General features: G+C 69.7%; 2 protein-coding genes (1 of these 2 running past the window's edge). Both read right to left on the reverse strand.

Going from position 1 to position 22,663, the window contains the following annotated elements; genetic code table 11:
- Positions 1-15,360 carry the 5' portion of an Ig-like domain-containing protein gene (locus Q8X39_RS10150; RefSeq protein ID WP_305749542.1) on the reverse strand. 13,659 nt of this gene lie to the left of the window's left edge, so only the first 15,360 of its 29,019 coding nucleotides appear in the window; its start codon is at positions 15,358-15,360; its stop codon lies beyond the left edge, outside the window.
- A gap of 99 nt (positions 15,361-15,459) precedes the next feature.
- Positions 15,460-22,650 (reverse strand): Ig-like domain-containing protein, encoded by a 7,191-nt coding sequence (locus Q8X39_RS10155; RefSeq protein ID WP_305749543.1) that lies wholly within the window; start codon positions 22,648-22,650, stop codon positions 15,460-15,462.
- Between the last annotated feature and the right edge of the window lie 13 nt (positions 22,651-22,663).

Genomic DNA, 22,663 nt, shown 5'->3' on the forward strand with positions numbered 1-22,663 from the left:
GGCGCCGTTGCTGCTGGCGCTGGCGTTCAGGCCGGCGGCGCCGAGGTCGGCGTTGAGCACGGCGTTGCCGGCGGCGTCGGTCAGGCCGGTGCCGATCAGGCGCAGGCGCAGGACGTCATCGGCCAGGTTGGCGTTCGGCTTCACGACGACCGTGACCTTCTTCTGGTCGCTGCCCGCCACGTACTCGGCCGATTCGACGGTGCCGGTGACGCTCAGGTCGCTGTCGCTGTGCACGGCCTGGAAGTTGGACGGCCCGATGCTGCCGACGAGGGACTCGTCGAAGGTGACGGTGTAGGTGACGGTCTCTCGGGTGATGACGGCGTCGCGGTTGTCCGCAACCTGAGCCGGCCGGGGTGCCAAGCGATCCAGCACGAAGCTGGTCTGGCCGGCTTCGCTTTCGTTGCCGGCCGTGTCGGTGGCAACGGCCTTGACGACGATGGTGCCGTCGCCCAGGTCGTTCTGCTCCTGCGTGCTGAGTGCCAGGGTCGCGGCGCTGGCCGTGGCCACGTAGAAGTCGCGCACCACGGTCTTCACGTCCGCCGGGTTGGCGCTGTTGGTGAAGGTGATGACGACCCGGCTGTCGCGTTCGGCCGCGAGCGTGCCGAGATCGGTGCCGGCCTCGGTCGCCGTGGCACCTTGCAGCACGGCATTCGCCAGCGTGAACACGGGCTGTTCGGGCGCCTTCGTGTCGATGGTCCAGGTGACGGTGTTGCCGGCCGAGTCGCTCCGGTTCAAGGCGGCGTCGACCTGATAGACCAGGACCTTGCCGGGCACAAGCGCCGCATCCGGGCTGATGCTGAAACTGCCGGTCGTGCCCTCGCCGGTGACCTGATCGCCGCTCCAGGAGGCGCCACCGTTGACGCTGTAGCGCCAAGTGCCACCGGGCTCCAGGCCCTCGACCAGAACGGTCTTGTCGCGGGTGATCTCGTCGTCGGTCAGGCGACCGGTGTCGCTGTTCAGGCGCAGGCTGGGTGTGCCGACCAGGGTGTCGATCGTGACGGTGTACTGGACCGGCTTGGACGTCACGCCGTTGCGCGTGGCGGTGAGCGTCAGGGTCTTGGCACCCTCGGTGCCGACCACGCCTGCACCCATGGCGGCGAGCTGCGCGGCGCTCAGGCTGGTGGACCAGGTCGCGCCGATCTCGGCCGGCACGGAGGGGATGTCGATCGGCAGCGTGATGCCGGGCAGGGTCAGCTGCACGGTGCTGTCGCGGGCCACGGTGCCCTTGAGCACCACGCCACCCAGGGCGGTGGCCTCATCGTGGTTGATGACGTCGTCGCTGGCGACCGTCTCCAGCGTCGGGATGTTGGTGACGGTGGCCACCGCATCGGCGAGTTCGGCCAGCGTGTCGAGGTTGTCCAGCGACCGGGTCGGATCCTTCGCAGCGTGTTCGGCAATCGCGGCAATGACCTCGGCCAGGTTGCCGTCCGGACCGGCGGTGACGCCGTTGATGCCCAGGCCGGTGAAGTCGGCCGGCGTCAGCGCGTAGTCGGGATGGGTGTTGCCGAGCGCGTTCTCGACGATCTTGCGCGTGAGTTCGGCCAGGGTCCTGATGTCGACCAGGGTGTCGACGCGGCCGGTCGGGACGGCATCGACCAGGCTGCCAAGCAGGTCGACGGCATTGGCCGATTGGGCCACGGTCATTCCATCGGCCGTACTCAGGGTGCCGATGTCGGCGCCAATGCGGTCGAAGTCCTGCTGGGTCGGCAGGCCGGCTGCACCCTCATCGTCGGCATTGCCGGCGCGGCCGTCGGCGGCCTTGAGGATGCGGGCGTAGGCATCGACGATGGCCTGCGCCTCCTGTGGGCTGTCGGCCTCGGTGCGTCGGATGGCGCTGCCCGCCAGTGCGTCCTTGACGGCGGCCAGGGTGGCCGGCGAGCCACTGCCAGCGGCGGTGTCGCGCACGCCGATGATGCCCAGCGCCTCGAAGTCGGCGACGGTCAGCGGGTGGGCGGGGTCGTCGGCATTGGTCTCGGCGAACTGGGCGATCCAGTTCAGCGCGGCGAGTGCGCCGTCCGCCACCGCCTGGAGGGCGTCCAGCGAGGCGATATCGGCCGGGTCCTTGGCGGCGACCGCGTTGAGCACGGCAGCGACCTGGGCGGTGGTGAGGGAAGCCGGCAGCCCGAGCGCGGCCAGGTCGGCGGCCGACAGGGCGCGCAATTGCGCGTCGGTCGGGGCGGTGCCAGGCGGCGTCGCCGCCACGCCCATCAGGGTGTTGACCTTGTCGGCCAGCGCACCGAGCGTCGCGGGCGTATTGACCTGTCCGGTCGTGGTCCCGTCGACCAGCTGGTTGAGCAGGCCGAGGTTGGGCGTGTCCTTGCCGAGCAGGTCGGTCGTGCCGGCCGGCAGGCCCAGCGCGGCGTAGTCGGCCTGGGTGGGCAGGTCGGCGGCTGGGGTGGTCTTGCCCTCGGGACCGTCGGCTGCGGCCAGGACCTTGGCGACGGCGGCCTCGATGTCGCCCACCAGAGCCGGCGTCGCGACCTGGGCCGCGTCGACACGCTCGGTGGCCAGCGCCGCATTGACCATCGCCAGGACCTGGGCAGGCTGCACGCCAGGGATGGCGGGCAGTGCGGCACCGATGGCGGCGTAGTCGTCGGCGGACGGGATGGCATCAGGCTCGACCGGTGCCGGCTGGGTTGCGGCATAGAGGCTGATCTTGTCCTGCGCGTCGATGGCGCGGTCGATCAGGGCCTGCAGTCCGTCGGGCGTGGCGATGGACGAGGCGTCGGCATCCGGCACGGCCGCCAGTGCGGCCAGCACGGCGGGCAGCTGCGACTTCGCGGCGTCGAGCGCAGCCAGGTCGATGCCCAGGCTCGCGAGTTCCTCGACGGTCGGTGCGGTGGCGTCCTGGCCACGGGCATAGGCCAGCACGTGGTTGACGGTGATCGCCAGCGCATCGATCGCGGCCGGGGTGGCGATGTCGGCGACGGACTTGGCATCGATGACGCCATTGAGCAGGCTAAGGTTGGCCGCGTCGGTGGCGGCCGCGCCGATGCGAGCCCCCACGTTGGCGTAGTCCTGCGCCACGGGCTTGCCGGCAGAGGGGGCCTCGGTGGCCATGGCGTTCGGTGCGCCATCGGCCAGGGCCAGCAGCCGGCCGTAGCTGTCGACCAGGGCCTGCAGGTCGGACGGCAGACGGGCCAGGTCGCTGGGGATGCGGTCGGTGCCGTCGGCCGCCTGGGTCGACAGCGCGGCGCGGATGGCGTCCAGGTTGGCCGGGCGTCCGTCCGCAGCGGCGTCGCGCACGTCGGTCACGCCCGCGGCCTCGAAGTCGGCCACGGTCGGGGCGTCCGCGGTGACAGGCGTGAGCGCCGCATGGGCCGCGTAGGTTTCGATCTTGATCTGGGCCCGCTCGGCGGCGACGGCGATGGCCTGCAATGCCGCGAGGTCGCTGACCTTTTCGGGCGTGGCGGCGGCAATGGCGGCCAGCAGCGCGGGCAGGCTGGCAGGCGTGACCCCGGTGACGCCGATCTTGTCGAACTCAGTGGCGGTGATCTGGGGCGCCGGTTGGACGTCGTTGGCGAGGTCGATGACCTTGTTGACGATGTCGCTGAGTCCCTTCAGGTCGGTCGGGCTGTCGACCGAGGCATAGGGCTTGCCGGCGACGACGGCGTTCAGCAGGTCGTTGTTGGCGGCGGCATCGACGATGCCGGCAACGCCCAGTGCTGCGTAGTCGGCTGCGGTGGGCAAGCTGGCGGGGTTGGTGCCGGGGTTGCCGTCGGTCATCTGGTGGATGGCTTCGACGGTGTCGGCGATGGTCTGCAGGTCCGCGAGGCTGTTGACGCCGTCCAGCGGATTGGCGCGGATGGCGGCCTGAACGGCAGCAAGGGTGGCGGACGTCAGGCCGGTGAGGCCGAGCTTTTCCAGTTCGGCTTGGGTCGGCAGACTGGTGCTGCTGCCGTTGGCGGCCGCAACGACCTTGGTGGCCAGCGTGGCGAGTTCGCCAATCTTGGCAGGCGTATCGACCGTCACGTGGCTGGCGGGCTGGGCATCGAGCGCGCCTTGCAGCAGGCCCAGCGCGGCGGCGCCACCGGGCTTGGTGGCATCCGGCACCTTGGTCGGGTCGACGCCGATGCGCTTGAGCTCTTCCGCGCTGACCGGTGAGGCTGCATTGCCTGGCGTGCCGTCGGCGACGGCCAGCACATGGCGGTAGGCATCGAAGACGCCCTGCAGCTTGGTCCGGTTGTCGACGTCCACACTGGTCAGGGCATCGACGGCGGCATTGAGGATGTCAACGCTGGGCGCGCCAGCGGTCCCCATGCCGTTGACACCGGCACGGATGTAGTTCTGGTCGGTCGGCAGGGCCTGGCGGTTGTCGTTGGCATAGTCCTTGATGACCTTCAGGTCGGCGAGCACCTCGTCGACCACGGCCTGCAGCCGGGCACTCGTGTTGACGGACAGGGCGCTGCTCTTGGCCCGCACGGCCTCGATGGCGGCGAGCAGGTTCTCATCGTCCAGCGCACTGACGCCCAGGCGAATGAAATCATCCAGGACGATGGTGGGCGTGCCGCCGGTGGCCAGCGCGAGCATCCGGGCGGCGGAGTCGGCAATCAGGTCGATGTCGGCTGGCGTGTCGACGCGGTCACGGCTGGTCGCGTCGATGGCCGTGCGCAGCAACAGCAGCGTGTGGGCATCGGTCGGGGCGGTGCTCCCCAGGCGCTCGATCTCCAGCGCACTGGGCAGAGCCGCCAGGTCGGCGGACGTCGGCGCCACCAGCGGATCGACCGCGTGGCTGCGACTGCCGTCGGCCAGGGCCAGCACCTTGGCGTAGGTGCTGGCGATGGCCTGGACCTCCAGCTGGGTGTCCGCTTCGGATCCGGTCACCTTGGCGCTGGCGAGCGCCGCGTTGACGGCGGCACGGCTGCCCGGCACGGCAGGCGTTTCACCGCTGGCGGGCTGGTCATCGGTGACGCCTGCGACGCCCATGGCGAGGTAGTCGGCAACGCTCGGCTCGTCGGCCGGGCGCTGGTCCTGGGCGTAGCGCGTGATCTTGGCCAGCGCGGCCACGGCCTTGTCGGCCAGGGCGCCGAGGTCCGCCAGCGACGCGACGTCGCTGCCGTCGTCGGCACTGGTGGCGATGGCCGCGAGGATCGCGGCCTGCTGGGCCGGCGACTTGCCCGTGATGTCCACGCCCAGGCTCTTCAGGTCGTCGGCACTCAGCGGCGGAGAGACAGGCTTGCCCGCTGCGGTGTCCATGACCTTGTTGACCAGGCCGGCCAGGACGTCGAGCTGGTCCGGCGTCGACACGGCCAACAGCGGCTTCTTGTCGATCACGGCGCCAAGCAGCGCAGCGCCGCTGCCGTCCGGGTCGTTCGCGACGCTGGACCCGCCCAGGGCCACGCCCAGGGCCTCGAAATCGGCGGCTGTGGGCAGTTGGGCGGCGGGCGTGATCGATCCGCTCGGTCCGTCGGCAGCCGCGATGACCTTGTCGGCCGCGACAACGGCGGCCTGCAGCGCCGCGGCGTCCTTGGCGGCGTCGAGGCCGATGGCCTTCAGCGCAGCATTGAGCAGGCCCAGGTTGGTGGGGGTGACGCCCTCGACGCCGATGGCGTCGTACTGTTCCTGCGTCGGCGATGTGCCGGAGGTGGTGGTGCCGGCCAGGATGGCGTTGTAGGCGCCGACGATGGCGGCGATCTCGGCGGGCGAGTCAGCCCGCTCGGCACCGATGGCCGGCGTGACCAGCGCACTGTTGATCGCGGCCAGGTTGGCATCGGTGACGGTGGGCTGGCCGGCGCTGTTGACCATGCCGATCGCGGCGTAGTCGGCTGCCGTCGGGGCCTTGTCCGGATCCGGGTTGGCGGCGTAGGCCGAGATCTTGTCCTGGGCCGTGATGGCGGCATTGAACAAGGTCTGAAGCTCGGAGACGGTGTCGACCTGATCCAGCCGGGTCCGGGCCTGCACGGCCGCGAGACCGGCGGCGACACCGGCATTCGTGACCGTCGACGCGAGGCTCAGGCCCAGCTGCTGCAACTGGGCCTTGCTGATCGGCAGGGCATCGGCAGCCGGCAGCGGCTGGCCAGGCTTGTTGGCCAAGGCGAGCAGGTTCTGGCCGATGGTGTCGAGTTCCCCGAGCTTGGTCGGGCTCGACACGTTGACGTGGTCGGCAGGCTGGGCGTCGATGGCCGACTGCAACAGACGCAAGGCGCTGGCATTGGTGGCGCTGGTGCCGAGCCGGACACCCAGGGCGAGCAGGTCGTCCTTGCTCGGCAGCACCGTCGGCCCGGTGTTGTCCGGGTTGCCGTCGGCGGCCTGCAGCACGCGGCCGTAGGCGTCGAGGATGGCCTGGACCTCGTTGGGCGAGTTGACCTGTTCGCCCTGGACCACATCGGTGCGCAGGACCGCACCGAGCATGTTGGCGGCCTCCGGCTCGGATTTGAGGGCCTCAGGCACGACCAGGCCCAGCGCCGCGTAGTCGGCCAGCGTCGGCTGGTTGCCCGCGCCGGTCTCGGCGTAGGCGACGATGCGCTCGTAGGCCGCGATGGCGTCGGCCACCTTGGCATTCAGCAGCGGCAGGGTGTTGACCTCGCTGCCATCGTCCTTGCTGACCCGGATGGCGTAGAGCGCGGCCTGCACCGCGCCGGGCTTGGTGGCTTCCAGCGAGCCCAGGGTGTTGCCGTTGACGTCGCGCACACCCAGCCCATCCAGTTCGGCGATGGTGACGAAGGGCGCGGTGGTGGTGTCGTTGTTGAGGATGCCGGCCTGCGCCATGACCTTGTTGACCAGCGCACCCAGCCGGTCGATGTCGGAAGGCCGGGCAACCGCCGGGTCGTCCACGTTGCCGATGACGCTGTTGAGCAGGCTCAGCACGTTGGGATCGGCCTTGCCGGCCTGGGGACCGCTTGCGGGCAGACCGGTGGTCAGCTTGTTGACCTGCACGCCGATGCGGCTGTACTCGGCCTGCGTCGGGTTGTCGCGCGGATCGGCATCGGGGGCCGTGCCGTTGGCCTCGTCGAGGATGCTCTGGTAGGCCTCGACGATGAGGCGGACCTGGGCTGGCGTGTCCGCCTGGGCGGCGCCGATGGTGCCGGTGGCGAGCGCGGCGTTGATCGCGCCCACGTTGGCCTCCGTCACCAGCGGGGTGACGGTGTGCTGGGCGGGATCGGGGTTCGTCGTGTCGGTGCGGACCAGGCCGATGGCCTGGTAGGTCGCGATCTCGGGACGCGTCACGCGGTTGACGTCGGTCGCGCCGGCGTAGGTGCGGATCACGTTCATGGCCGTGTCCGCGTCGCTGACCAGCGTCTGCAGCTTGTCCAGCGTGTCGATGCCGCTGCCGCTGTCCGGACTGGCCTGGATGGCCGCCAGCATCGCGGGCCAGTTGTTGGCCGTGTCCAGGCCTGTGAAGTTGACGCCCAGCGTCTCGAGCACGCCGACGGTCAGGGCCGGGTCGGTCTGCGGCTTGCCGGCCGCTTCGAGGGCGACCAGCTTGATCAGGTCGAGCAGGCTCTTGATCTCGTCCGGACTGTCGACCTGCTGAGGCAGGGCTGCATCGATGGCACCCTGCAGAAGCGTCAGGCCACCAGGGCCTGCGGCGTCCAGGTCGACCTTCGACAGACCGAGGGCCTCGAAGTCTGCGCGGCTGGGCAGCAGATCGGGATCGGTGTTGGCTTCGCCATCGGCGGCGTCCAGCACGCGCTGGGCGGCATGGACGATGGCCTCGACCTGGGCCGGCGTGCCGGCGTCGCCACTGTCGATGACCGCCGAGGCGAGCGCGTTGTTCACCGCGTTGAGGTAATCGGCCTGCGAAGCGGTGTTCTCGTCACCGACCAGGGGGCCAGGGATGGCCACGCCAATGTCGGCGTAGTCCGAGAGCGAAGGCAGATAGGCCGCACTCGCGTCATCCGCATAGGTGCGGATGCGCCGCATGGCGGTGGCTGCCTGAGTCGCGAGCGCCTGCAGCTCGGCCAGGTTCTCGATGTCGCTGCCGCTGTCTGGCGAGGCCTTGATGCGGTTGAGCAGGGCCGGCAGGCTGACGGAGTTGATGTCGCTCAGGCCCAGGGTGAGCTTCAGGTCATCGATCCCCAGTTCGGGGACCACGTCCGCGCCGCGTGCGGTAGCCATGAGTCGCTCGACCACGCTGACCAGCGTGGCGACCTCGTGAACGCTGTCGACCTTGCCGGCATCGACGCGGGCGACCGCGTCGTTGAGCAGCGACAAGGCGGCCGGCCGGCTGTCGGTCAGCGGCGCGCCCACCTTGGCGTAGTCGGCCGCGACGGGCGTGGGGGCACCCGCCACGCCCTCGGCGTGGTCCTGGAGCACCCGGAAGCCATCGACGATGTCCTGCAGCTCACCGAGGCTGTTGACCTTGTCGGGCGCCCCGGTCTTGCGCACGGCATCGACCAGGCCGTTGAGCGCGGCGGCCGCGCGGGCCGGCGTCGACTCGTTGAAGTTGCCCAGACCGAACGACGTCAGCGCGGCGAGGGTCAGGCTGGTGCCGACGGCCGCACCGGGCGTGGCCAGGCGAACGATCTCGGCCGCCGTGGCCGCCAGGGCGTCGATCTGGGCCGGCGTGCCCACGGTCGAGGCGGTCTGCGCGCCGAGGCTGTCGTTGAGCAGCGCCAGCACGTCGGTGCGGGGACTGATGCCGTCCGCCTGCAGCAGCGGCGCCGGGTTCACGCCGATGCGCAGGTAGGTGACCAGCGTCGGGTCGGCCAGAGGTGTCGCGTCAACGTCGGTGCCGTTGGCCTCGGCCAGGATGCCGACATAGGCATTGACGATGCCCTGCACCAGGCTGCGGGTGGCGGCCTCGTTGCCGGTCACGCGATCGGTGGCCAGTGCGGCATTGATGGCGGGCACGTTGTCGACGGTGAGGCCCTTGATGCCCACGCTGTCGTAGGTGGCCTTGGTGGGCACGATGAGCACGCCGGTGTCGGGATCGAGCTTGCCATCGGCGTAGTTCTTGATGATCCGCAAGTCACGCAGGATGTCGTCCATCAGCTTCTGGACCGCGCCGACCGTCTGCACCGTGTGACCGTCGTCGTCCTGATTGGCCAATGCCGCCAGGATCTGGCCGACGTTGCCCGGGTCGTCCGGGAACTCGGTGGTGTGGCCGACGTCGAGGCCGGACACGCCCAGGGCCGCGAAGGCGACGGCCCAGTCCCGCGCTTCCTCGGTCGAGACCGTCAGGTCGGTGGTGCCGGGCGGCAGGTCGCGCCCGACCTGGACCATGACGCGGTCGACCGCAGCGGCCAGCGCGTCGAGCTCGGACACGCTGTCGACCTGATCCGGATTCTTGCGGCGCAGCACGTCGTTCATCAGCGCGAGCGTGTCGGCATCCGGCGTGTCGACGTCGGTGACGCCTCGCAGGCTCACGCCGATGGCGCGGTAGTGGGCCGCCGTCGGGTTGGCGTCACGGTCGGCATCCGGCGTCTTGTCGGCATCGGTCGGCAGGCCGACCGAGACGACGGGCTCGTTGGCCTCGGCCAGCACCGCATGCCAGGCGTCCAGCAGGGTCTGCAGTGCGGCGGTGCTGTCGACATCGGCGAAGTGCTGCCGGTCCATGGAGTCGCTCATGGCACGGGCGATCGCCGCACTGCCGTTGACGAGGCCCAGCGCGACCAGGTCGGCGGCCGCCAGCTGCGACGCGACCGGCACGCCGCCGGGGGTGGGCGTGCCGTCGGCCAGGGCCTGGATCTTGACCAGGGCATCCAGGGCCCTTTGCAGGCTGGCGGCATCGATGGCACGGTCGGCCGGCAGGTTCAGGGCATCGATGACCGCATCGAAGGCCTGCAGGCGGGCGGCCGCGCCGGCGCCCGTGCCTTCCAGGCCGGTCAGGCCCAGCAGGGCCCAGGTGGCCGCATCGAGCGCAGCGGCTTCGGTGCTGAGCTTGCCGTCGGACGGCACCAGGCCGTCGGCAGCGGCACGCACCGCCGCCAGCGCGTCGAGGATCTGCTGCAGCTGTTCGGGCGTCGACACGTCGAACTCGTCCACCGCAGGCCGTGCCAGCACGCTGTTGAGGCTGTCGACCGCCACGTCGCCCAGTCGATTGCCGTCCGCACCGAGCAGGCCCACGGCCAGATAGGTGTCGGCATCCGGCGCCCCAGTGGGCGTCGGGTTGGCGGCGTAGGCCATGATCTTGGCTCGCGCGGCGATCGCGTCGGCGGTCAGTCTCTTCAGGTCGCTGAGGGTCGAAATGTCCGAGCCGTCGTCGGCGGAAACAGCGATGGCCGCGCGCACGGCTGCGGCGTTGTCGACGGTGACGTCGCTCAGGCCCAGCGCACGCAGTTCCTCAGCGCTGATCGGCGGGGCGGCCGGATCGACCGTGCCAGCCGCAAGCTTCATGACGGCCGCCACCCGACCCGCATGTCCTTGCAGTTCATCGGGGGTGTCGACCCCATCGCTGGTCAGCGAACCGATGACGCTGTTGATCAGCTTGAGCGCCGACTTGCCGAGGTCGGTATCGGCAGGGATGACGCGGTCGATGCCCAGGACGGCGTAGTCGTCGGCGCCGGGGTTGTCGAGCGGATCCGCGTCCGGCGTGGCGCCATTGGCTTCGGCCAGCACGGCCGCATAGGCATCGGCCATGGCCTGGAGGTCCGCAGGCTTGACGATGTCGGCGCGATCGATGGCATCGGTGGCCAGCACCGCGTTGAGCGCCAGGCGCAGCTCTGCCGTCAGGTCGGTGATGCCGATGGCCGCGTAGTCCTCGACGGACGGGCCGTCCTTGGGCGCCGGCGGCGGGGTGAGATCGGCGTAGTCCCAGATCGCCTGCTGCGCGATCCGGGCGTTGTCGGCGAGCGTCTGCAGCGCCGCGAGGTCGCTGGCCACGCTGAGGCTGTCCGGGCTGGCCACGAGGGCCGAGAGCACGGCGGCGAGGGTGTCGTCTTCCAGCCTGGTGACACCGAGGGCTTCCAGAGCCGTCTTCAGGCCCGCAGGTGCATCGACGCCCAGCGCGTCAAGCCGGCCCAGCGCCGCCTCGGTGACCGCCGTGGCGTGTGCGGCCAGGCTGACCAGTTCGCCCGCGGTATTGACGTCGGCTCGCTCGCGGACACCAACAGCGTCGTTGAGCAGCGCAGCGACGCCGACATTGGCCGTCACGTCGACGCCCAGCAGGCCGTACTGGTCGGCGCTGGGATCGTCAGACGGGTCGGCATCGATCGCCGCGCCATTGGCATGCGCCAGCACGGCCCGGTAAGCCTGGGCGATGGCCTGGACCTCGGCAGGACTGTCGGCGTCGAGGCCTTCGACCGCCAGCGTGGCCAGGGCTGAGTTCACCGCGTCGGCCATGACCCGATCGGTGACGGCGGTGATGCCCAGGGCCTGGTAGTGCTCCAGCCCAGGGGCATCCTTCGGGTCGTTGCTCTGAGCGTACGTGCTGATGACGATCTGTGCGGCCTTGGCCTCGTCGGCCAGCTTCTGCAATGCGGCGGGGGTGTCGGCGTCCTCGCCGGTGTCGGCGCTGCCGGCAATTCCGCTGAGCACGACGGCCAGGTTGTCGGCGTTCACGCCGGTCAGGCCAAGACTGGCCAGATCGTCGGCCGAGAGCGCTGGGGTCACCGGCAGGCCGGCTGCCTGCTGCATGACGCGGGCCGGCACGTCGGCCAGGGCCAGCAGCTCGTTCACGCTGTCGACTGCACCGCTGGTCAGCTGGGTGATGCGGCTGTTGAGCAGGGTCGCAGCATGTTCCTTCAGCGGGCTGGGCGCGAAGGTGCCATCGCCCTCGGGATCGCTGTCGGGGAAGGCGGTCTCGAACAGGGTCATGCCGATGCGGGCGTAGTCCGCAGCGGTGGGCGGGTCGGTCGCGATGCCGAGGTCGGCACCGACGAGGTCGAGCACCCGGTTGTAGGCCTCGGCGATCTTTCGCACCTTGTTCCAGGTGCCCACGTCGGTCGGCGACAGCGCGTCGACAGCCGAGTTCACCGCATCCAGTTCGGTGCGGTTGGCGACCAGGGGGGCCAGGCCGCCCTGGGCGTAGTTGCCCAGCGACGGCGGCGAGTTGAGCGTGCTGTCGGTGGCGTAGTCGATGATGACCTTGAGGTCACCGATCAGGTCGTTGACCACCCCACGGACCTCGGACAAGGTGTCGACCTCGCCGGGCGACTTGGCCGCGATCGCGGCGATGACCGCGCTCAGGTTGCCGTTTCCGTCGTTCTCGTCGCTGCCATCGACGCCCGCGATGCCCAGCAGCTCAAAGTCGGCAGCGCTGAGGGGCTTGATCTCGGCGCCCCGGTCATCGGCCACGGCGATCAGTCGCCGGACCACGTCCGCCATGGCCTGGATCTTGTCCAGGTTGTCGACATCGGACGGATTCCGGGCGTCCAGCACCGAGCCCAGCAGGCGGGCTTCGGTCTCGTCGACCGTGATGCCGAGCGGCGCGTACTGCGCCGCCTTCGGCAGCGCCGCAAGGTCGGTGTTGGAACGGCCGTCAGCCAGTCCCTGCACGGCCTGCAAGGCGGCCACGGCCGCCGTGACCTCGCCGATGGTGTCGGATGCCTCGGCCGGCAGCTTCGCGAAGATGGTCTTCACCAGCGGCAGGTTGTCGGCCGTGACGCCGTCGATGCCCAGCGTGACGAAGTCATCCAGCGTCGGCACTGCGTCGGCCGGTTCGGTCTGGCCGGCATAGTTGCTGATGCGCGTCAGCGCCTGGGTGGCGGCAACGACGGCCTCGTCGACCACCTGCTGCAAGCCAGCCTTGGTGTCGACCCGGGTCTCGTCGGTCTGGGTCGAGATGCCGCGGATGACCGCGCGCAGGTTGTCGTCGGTTACGCCGACGATGCCCAGGCTGGAGAAGGCGACCTTGTCGCGGGCGGTGTTGGCCGACAGGCTGGCACGGGCGGCCGCAATGGCGGCCAGTTCGGCGGCGCCATCCACCGCACGCACCAGCGCGAGCGCATGCTGGATCACGCCCGAGGTGTCGACGATGAAGGTGCGCGTCAGGGTCTCGGAGACGTTGCCGGCCAAATCGACCTGGTGGGTCTCGACCACCAGCTTGCCGTTGCCGTCGACGGAGTCGCCCAGCAGCACGAGCCGGTTGTCGGTGGGCGCATCACGCCACGCGCCGAATCCGGTGCCGGTGTCGACGCGGTAGCGGACCAGGGCATCCGGCATGTTGCCCACCAGCTGGATCGAGCGACCCGTGATCACGGTGACGTTGTCGGTGAAGTCGATGCCGTCATCGCCATCGATGACGAAGTGGGCTTCGCGGGGCGTCTGGGTGTCGATCGTCGCGAGCGGCTGCGGGGTCGTGTAGATCGCGCTGTAGTTGCCGATGCCGTCGCTGCCGTAGCGCGGATCGTTCTTGATCTGCACCACGCGAGCCAGCAGGGCGTTCTCGCCTTCGGCGAAGCGAACGCCCACGGCTTGCCAGACGGTGCGCGGGGCATCGGCGGCGCTGATGTCCTTCAGGTCGTTCGGACGGAACCAGGTCTGGCCGGCATCGGTCGAGAACTCGATCCGGTCGGTCTGCCCAAGTGCCCGGTCGTTCAGGGTGATCCGTACGTTCTGGACGTTGATGTTGGTGATGCCGTCGTCGACGGTGCCGTAGGCCGCTTCCTGGCCTTCGGCATGGCCGCTGGGCCGCGCGGCATAGTGGCTGTCGCCGCCGGCCTCCAGGGCCAGGCCGGTGACCCGCGCCGCAGGCGGCACGGTGTCGATCATCACCGCGACCGCTTCCTCCAGCTGGGCAAAGGCGGTGGCGGTGCGCTTGTTGCCCGCCCGGTCGGTGGTGGTGACCGACACGCTGATGGCGGCATGCTGGTTGCCCAGTTCGACGAGCTGCTCATCGCTGAGCTTGAAGGTCGCCTGACCACCGATCGCCCCCCCCACGTCGACCACGTCGGCGCTCAGGGTCAGGGTGATGTCGCCCGCCGTCAGCTTGAGGTCGGCCCTGGCGCCGATCGAGCCCTGCACCGTCAGCGCACCGTTGGTCAGGTCGTCACGGTCCAGCGTGACGTTCTGGTCCACGCCACGCGCCAGCACCGTCGGCTTGCGCATGGCGATCTGGTTGTCCTCGATGTAGTCCTTCAGCGATGCGTAGGCCTGGTTCGCCACGAAGGGCACGCGCGGCGCACCTTCGTAGATCAGGTCCTGGACCTGGCTGGCGTCCATCTCGGCGCCTTCGGATGCCTTCCAGATCAGGGTGGTCTCGAAGCCGGGACGGTCGCTGTAGTTCAGCACCGAGTCCAGCAGCGTCAGCGTGTCGCCGGCATTGGCCTTGCCCGAAGCGTCCTGCAGGGCCGAGATCAGGGCCAGGGACATGCCATGGTTCTGGTCGCGCTGCGACAGCTCGCCGAACTGGGCATTGGTCTCGCTGCCCTCGTTGACGGTGACCGGTTTGCTGGTGAGGAGGTCTGGCACCTCGAACAGGTCGGCGACCGCCGTGTTGGCCTTGCGGACCTCGGCGATGGCGCCGTCGCGCCCGAGTCGGGAGATCAGTTCGCGCGCGGAGGTCTCGCCGACCGCCAGCCCGGCCTTGCGCGCGGCAAGTTCGGTCAGCGCGGTGACGTGGGTCGTCTGTGCGCCGCCACCCACCACCAGGACGGCACGCAGGTCGGCGTCGAGGTCGGTGTACACGCCCGTGGCTTCGTCGTAGTAGTTGCCACCGGCGTTGGCATCGCGCACGACCACGGTGACGAGGCCCTTGTAGGGCGTGCCCAGCTCGACGTCGTAGCTGCCATCGGCATCGTTGAGGGCGACGGCCTTGCCGTCCTTGTTGAGCAGTCGGCCGTTCTCGTCATAGACCAGCACCTCGGCCTGGGTCATCTTGCCCAGCGCGACGTAGCCCGACAGGCGCGTGGTCGAAGCCGTTGACTCGGACGGGTTGTCGTTGCTGCCGGTCTTGTTCCGCAGGGCCAGCAGGCCGCCGAACACGCCGGCCAGCGTGGGCCAGGTCCAGTTCCAGCTGTCCGACTTGTCGCTGTTGACCTCCGTGTCCGAAACATGGCGCTGGGTCGTGCTGCCGTTGTCGAGCACGCCCTGGACCGGTGCGGATTCCTTGGGCGCCTCGCGCAGGGGTTCGGCCACAGGCTCGTGCTTGTCGGTCTTGCCAGCCTTGTCGATCGGGTCGGACTTGGCAGGCGCATCCTCTTCCGCCGCGCCTGACGGCTTCCGGACCTTGGCGTTGTTGTTGTTGTAGCGGGTGATCTCCTGCGACGAGGCCGTCAGGTTGGCCTCGGGCGACAGGTTGATGTCCTCGATCTTCTGGAACAGCTGGGCGAGCGTCACCGTGCCGTCGGCGAAACCCATCGGCCAGTCGGGCTGGGTGAGCGCCAGTACGGCACCGCCGCTGACGATGATCCGTGAACCGTCGGCCATGACGATCAGCAGATCGACGTCCATGGCCCGGATGTCGCGGATGTTCTTGATCGAAAGCGTCTTGAAGAGCTGGGAGGCTTCGGCGATCTGGACAGCGGTGGTGTTGCTCATGTCTTTTTCCCTGGAATCGTGGTCACTGGATGGCGATCTGGCGACGTGCGGGCGCAGGCCTCGATCGGATCGGAGTTGGCATGGACGGTGGCGGACCGGTCAGAGGACCGCCTGCTCCACGCGGAAGACGTTGAAGTACGACTCGGGCGACGTCATGCCCCCGCTGTCGACGACCGGGTGCGGGGTCGTCAGCGTGTGGGCGCCGAGGTGGACAAGGTGCGTGCCCTCATCACCGGGGGTCGAGGTCCAGTAGCCGGCGCCGTCGGCACCGGGAAGAGGCCAGTCGGCCGGTACCCCGGTGACAGCGGCCCAGTCGTCGGACGAGAGCAGGCGCGCGCTGCGACCATCGGCCAGCGTCAGCATGCTGTTGACGCTCAGGCTGCTGATGTACGCGGTGCGGTCCTCTGCGCCGATGGCGCCGTCCCGGTTGACGTCCAGTACGTAGTCTTCGTACCCGTCGCCATGCCGCGACAGGATCAGCTGGGCGCTCGAGGCCGGCGTTCGGGTGTTGTTGGCGTACTCGATCGCTGCGGCCAGCCCCAGCGCCAGATCGGACTCGACCGGCGCCGTGGCGACCGACGTGCGCTGGGTCACCTCGCCGCGCAGGTCGGTGAACCGCACACCCACGGCGAGGGCGTGATGCAGGTCGGCATCCGTCACCTCGTAGGTGCGACCGACGGCGGCCGGACCGATCGGCACGCCGTCGCGCAGCCAGGTGTAGGCCATGCCGGCCTGTCCGCCGGCGATGCCGTCCGGGTCGGCCAGCGTGTTGCTGATGGTCAGGTTGTTGCCGACACGGGCCATGCCCTGCACGCCGATGTCGCCTGTGGCGGGCTTGTTCGGCACCAGCACCGACAGCGCCAGCTCACGACTCGGATCGGGCGTCGTGTCGTCTCCATCGGTGGCGGTGACGGTCAACACGTCACGGCCCATCTGCGCCTCGGGCCGCGGGAGCACGCCGTCGTCGGGCGTGTACGTCAGTGTGTCCAGCAGCGACTGCATCTGTGCCTGCGTGCCGGCAAAGGACAGGCTGCTGCCTCCCTGGCCGGTGACGACGGGCAGCACGTCCTCCGGCGAGGCGGCGGTCGGCAGCGTGACCTTCAGTGCGCCGTGCTGCACCGACACCGTCACGCCACGCAGCGCCCCGACACCGACGTCGACGTCGCTGACCCGGATGCCCGTCAGCGAGCTGGTCTTGCCGGTCTCCAGGCCGTTCGGCGCGGCGGGCAAGCCGATGACGGGCGCATCGCCGACGCTGGCCACATGAAGTGCCACGGTGGCCTTGGACTCGTGGCCATCGGCATCACGGGCGACCAGCGTCAGCTCACCGTCGCCGTGGGCCTGCACCAGGTCGGCATAGGTCAGGGTCGCGAGCGATTCGTGCAGCGTCTGGGCATTGCCCGTCAAGGTCAGCGCGGAACCGCTGAGCGTGCTGCCGGCATGCCGCACCGTCAGGGTGCCGCGTCCGACCGACAGGCTCAGGCTGGCGAGGGCACTGGCGCTGCCGTCCGGATCAGCGTCGGACAGGGTGATCTGGCCGGTGCCCAGCGGGCTGGTGACGACATCCTCCAGGGTCGAGATGCCGCCCTCGACCAGGGCCTGCGAGAGCTGGATCTCCGGCGCCACCACCGGCCGCGGCGTGACCCCGACGGTGTAGGAACGACTGATCGTCAGGCCCTCGAGGTCGGTGGTGACGATCCGCACGGTGTCGCTGGTGTCGCCGGGGTTGAGCGCGTGGTAGTCCCCGTCGGCGGTGTAGTGCAGGGTCGCCAGCGCGGCCTGGATGTCGACCAGCGCCCCGGACATCGTCAGCTCGGCGCTGTCAAGGCCCGCGAGTTCTGCCTGGCCGCTGCCTTTCGTTGCCGTCAGCGTGCCGTGGCCAACGCTGACGACGGTGCGCAGCGATGCGCTGTCGACGTCGTCGACCCGGATGCCGGTGAGAATTTCAGAACGTCCGGCGACATACGTGCTGGCGCCATTGGCGGGCACGGTCAGCACCGGCGCGTCGTTGACGGCGTCGACGGCGAGGACCCATTCCCTGCGGTCGGTCTTGCCGGTCAGGTCCCGGGCCGTGACCACCAGCCGGTCTTCGCCGCTGGCATGGGACGTGCCGATGTAGCTGAGGGTCGCCAGCGCCGCATTCACCTGTGCGGTCGTGCCGGTCAGGGTCAAGGTGGCGCTGTCGTTGCCAATGGCGTGGGCACCGCCGGAAAGGTCCGCCTTCAGCAGGCCGCGGCCCACGCTCAGCTCGACGCGATCGAAGGCGCTGTCGCTGCCAGGAAGGTCGGCATCGCGCACCGACAGGGCGGTCGGGCCGCTGTTGGCGGCGGTGGCGCGCAGCGGCAGACGGGTGTCTTCCAGCACACGCAGCACAGGCCCGGCATCGGCCCAGGCATCGGGCGCGACGAGCACCGGCGCAGCCGCCGTGTCGACACTCAGGCGGATCGATGCGGCCGCGTTGGCATTGCCTCCCAACGTGTCGAACACGGCGCCATTGCGCACCGTGATGCGGGCCTCGGCCAAGGTGCTGCTGGCCGGCGTGAACACGGCGGTCCAGGCGAGGCCGCCGCCGTCCACCGGACGCAGGTCAGAAAGAGAGCCAACGGCCGCGCCGCCATAAACAGCGATGTCGGCCAGGGTGAAGTCGGTCACCGGCTCCGACATCCTGAAGGTCAGCAGCGCCTGGGTCGACGCCTCGCGACCGGCCAGTCCGACCTTGGTGGCATCGCTCGTGATAGACACCACCGGCGGGGTGACGTCGGAGACACCGGACAGTTCAAAGTGACTCGCCTGGCTGGCGTTGCCGTAACGGTCCACATAGGCACCGGCTGGCGCGTCGAGGGTGAAGTTCGTGATGCCGGTCGCGTCGGCGGTCAGTGTCACGCTGGCCTGCCAGACGGTGCGGTTGTCCAGTTGCACCGGCACGATGGCGGACAGCTCGCCCAGCTTGGCGTGGACGCGGTCGTCGGTTCGCTTGAGGAGGTCCAGCGTGAACGTGCCCGTCCGGGGCTCCTCGTCAAAGGTCAGCAGCAAGCGGGTCTCGGCACCCGGATTGAGGACAAACACGTCCGAGGAAATGGTCAGGCCGGGGCCGGTGCGATCCAGCGTGATGCCGCCGTTGGGCACGCCACCGACGGCACTGGCCGCACCGCTCTTGCCGGCGTAGACCTGATAGGCCATCAGGTGGGCATAGCTGCCCTCGGTCGGTGCCGCCAGGCTCAAGACCGGCCGGTTCGCGACGACCGCGGGCAGGTCGCCGGCCGCGCTGCCCAGGCGAACGTCGCCATCGTCGAGCTGGCCATTGAGGTTGCGATCGTCGAAGACCACGACGCGGGCACCGGGGACATGGCTGGATGCCGTCAAGTCGAAGTGGATCTGGCTGGCGTTGCCGTAGGTCTGGTCGGCCTTGAGGGAAATGCCCAGCGGACCGGGCTCGTTCGGGCTGATGCGCACAGACCGGGCCAGCGCCGAGGCCTCGTCGGCCAGGACACCGGACGAGCTCTCCTGGACCACCCGAAGGTTCTCGTAGACACCTTCGGACAGCGCATTCACGGCGGCGACGCTGACCGACCGGTAGTTGGTGGAGATGGTCGAGCGACCCAGTTCGACGTCGACGCCACGGTCCAGCCTGCCGTTGCCGTTGACGTCCCGGAACAGGATGGCGGTGTTGTTGTTCTCGCCACCCTTGAAGTTGAAGGTCGGCGTGGCGATGTAGGTGTAGTAGTCCCGAGGCGCAAGGCCTGCACCGGCGACGCTGAGGCGGTCCATCGCCTCATCGAACTCGAGGTCGGTCAGCTGACCGGGCCGGTCGGTGGAGATGACCAGCTCCGGCACCTCGCTCGAGCCACGCACCCGCTTGGTGGGACTGACATTGCCGGCCGCGTCGATCTGGACGACCTTCAGATTCTTGTAGGTGCCGTCGGCAAGCACCTGGCCGGCATTGAGCGACAGCACGCCACGCGCCGAGGCGGCACCCACGTCGCCCAGGACCACCCGGCCCAGCTCGACGTTGCCTGACAAGGTGTCGGACTCCTGCTCATCGTTGAACAGGACGACGGTCGCGCCGCCCTCGCCCTCCACGGCAAAGTTCGGCGTGTTCTCGCCGGTCTTGCCATCACCGACCTTGCCGGTGTCGGATCCCGCGTCCAGCACGGCGGAGACCACCGAGACCGGCGCCAGCGTGTCGATGCGCAGCGGCGCAGCCGCAGAAGCAGCCACGGCCTGCGTGGCGAGGCCGGCGTCGTTGCCAGCCACGTCGGTCAGGCGGGCCGCGCCGAGCGACAGGGCAGACGCATCGATGGACAGTCCAGGGCTGTTGTCCTGTCGGCCGACGGTGTATTCGAAGGTCAGCTCGCGGGTGCCCGAACCTGAGACCAGGAGAGCCGACACGACGGTCGTGGCGTTCAGCCGCAGCGACACGTGCGGTCCGACGGCCTGGGGGTCGGTGGCAGCCTCGACATGGACCGCACGCTCGAAGGTCGCGGTGATGCGGACCTTGCTCCCGACCGTCAGGTAGCCGCTCTCGGGAGCGGTCGTGGCGATCGTCAGCACGGGCGCGGCCACGATCTGGCTGATCACCTGCAGAGGCTGCATGTTGAAGGCCGGGCTGTCATTGCCGGCGGCATCGGTGGTCACCGCCGTCAGCGCGTAGGTGCCGTCGGCCAGCGGGCGGTCGGGCGTCGTCAAGGCCAGATCCAGGTAGCCCTGGTCGGACGTCAGGACCAGGCCCGGCACGGTCACGCCTGTGCCCAGTCGCTTCAGCTGGCCGCGACCCTGGACGAACTCGCCGGGATCGAGCCGGCCGTCGCCGTTCGTGTCGACGAAGACGACCACCTGCGCGCCCGCCTCGCCGACGATGCGCACCGTGGGCACCGTCTGGCGCGTGATGCCATCGCCGGCGCTGATGCCGGTGTCGTCGAGTTCCAGCACGCGCGCCGATGGCTGGGCCGGCGCACGGGTGTCGACCAGCATGGAGATGCCGGGCGATGGGACGCTTTCATTGCCGGCATCGTCGAAGGCGGTCGCCGTCAGTGTGTGGACCGTGCCCAGCGCATTGGTGTTCGCCAGCGCGCGCGTGGTCAGGACCCCGCGGCCGTTCTCGTCGAGCACGACGCTGCCAACCGCCGCACCCAATGCGTCGGCAAGCACCACCCGCGAGAGGGCTTCACCCGCCACGTCGAAGACCAGCACATCCTTGCCGGTGATGTTGTCGCCGATGGCACCGGTGTTGGAGGCTGCCTGCAGGGTCAGCGACGGCGCGACCGGCGCCAGGGCGTCGACGCCCTGGCCCGTGGCATCCAGCGTCGTGTCGACCAACAGGCTGAAGGCCCGGGTCAGCAAGCCCCCGGACACGTCGCGGATGGAGGTGCTGCCACCGCTCGTGACCAACGCCGAACGGCCGACGGAAATCTCGCCCTCCAGTTCGGATGCCTTGGTGACCAGGTAACCGAACACCAGCTCGTTGCCGCCGTTGGCGGCGACCGGATCGACCAGGATCGCCTCGACGGTCTTGGTGCCGACCTGGAACCTGAGCTTGGGCGCATAGGTGCGCACGTCGTCGACGCCGTTGGTGGTGACGTTCCACGCCACCTTGCTCGGCAACACGACCTTCACGAGGATGGTCTCGCCGACGTGGTATCGCGTCGCGCCGGCCGTCTCGGGAGCGCTGACGATGGCCACCGGCGCGTGGTCGATCGCCAGGTCCACCGCAGGCAGCACGAAGTCGGGCTTCATGCCGGGACCGGGTTCGATGGTGAGCTTGAACCGGCTGATCTCGGCGGGCGCCCGGTCCGGACTCAGCAGCGTGCGGCCGTTGACGTCGGGCGCGAACTCGACAAGCGGCGCCTCTTCCTGGCCGGCGAGGTTGTCCCGGAAGACGGGCACCTTGAAGAGCAGGGGCAAGGTGGTCGACGCCGCGTCGTAGTCCGACGGCAACGTGTAGTTCACCGTGTAGTCCCGCGCACTGCCGGACGTGCCATCGGGATGGAAGCGCAGCGTGTAGTTGTCGCCGGCACGCGCACCCTTCGCCGGGGTGATGGCCACGGTCAGGCCGTCGGTCAGGCTGGTGTAGGCGATCACCCCGGCGGCATCGACCTGCTCGCCGATGGTCGAGCTGGCATTGTTGCGGCGGCGCAGGCTGACACTGGCCAGGTTGGCCTGGATGGCGGCTGACACGTCGGCGTCGGCGAAGTACGCGTTGCTGACCGTCTGCAGCAACAGGCTGGCGGCTGCATCGAGCGTCACCCCGCGGCCAACGGTCGCATCATCCTGAAGGTGCCGCGCGAGGTAGTCGATCACGCCGTCGAGACCGGTCGTCTCTTGCCAGGTCGCCATCTTCGAGAGCACGGCCAGTGCCTTGCCGTAGGCATCCGGTGACGCGGTCCAGTCGGCGTTGACGGGCTTGGGCTGCGCGTTCTGGACCAAGGGGAAGCTGCCCAGCGAGGAGAACAGCGCGGCAACCGACTGATGGATCGCGGCGATGGTCTCGTCGGCCTTGGCGGCATCGGCGAACAGTTCCGGATGGGAGACCAACAAGCCGTCGATGTGGCGTGACGCCACGGTGGTCAGCGGCGTGACCGCGAGCGACATCGTCGAGCCGCTGACATGGGCCAGTTCGTTGGAAGCGACGGGCGCCTTGCTGATCCAGGCTGACAGCACCGTCGCGCCGAGGTCGGTGTCGTAGCCCGAGACCGGGTTGGTCTCGTCGTCGAAGTTCGCGGCGCTGCCGTTGTCGTCGTGCAGCTCGATCTTGAGTCGTGCGCCGGCGGCCAGCTTGCCGAACTGGGTGACCGTCACCTTGAGCTCGCCCGTGAGCGGGTTGGCCACGAGCACGTTGGCCGGATCGATGACCTGCCGCTGCCCGTCGGCATCGACGACCACGACCCGCAAGCCGGTCATCTCGCCCGCCATGGGCAGGACGCGGAAGGTGAGGTAGTCCGGCGACGTCGGCGCGGGTGCAGGGGCGGGCGCAGGAGACTTCGCGCCGGACGCCAAGGCCAGCACACCCACCGCAGCAGCCCCGAGCAGCAACGGCGTGCTCTCGTACCAGGCCGCATCGTCGCCACCCGCGCTGCCACCCGCGTCGCCGCCAGCCGGTGTCGCGGGCGGTCGCGGCGCAGGGCGCGGTGCCGCCGGTGGCAAGGCCTGCCGCAGCAGGTCCTCCCCGACGCTGCCTGGCGTGCCGAGTTCGGCTGCGGCCGGTGCCTGCGCCAGTTCGACCTTCAGCGCCGACGTGGCAGCGCCGAGGGTCGGTGCAGGGCCGGCGGTTTCGTCGGCGATGCCGTCGGGCATCGCTGCGGTTCCA

Origin of the sequence: Leptothrix discophora (assembly GCF_030705305.1) — a bacterium.
In the GTDB taxonomy this organism is placed as follows: Bacteria; Pseudomonadota; Gammaproteobacteria; order Burkholderiales; family Burkholderiaceae_C; genus Sphaerotilus; species Sphaerotilus discophorus.

Coding starts and splice junctions, on each gene's coding strand:
- Q8X39_RS10155 (WP_305749543.1), bottom strand. CDS start 22,650: ATGCCCGACGGCATCGCCGACGAAACCGCCGGCCCTGCACCGACCCTC.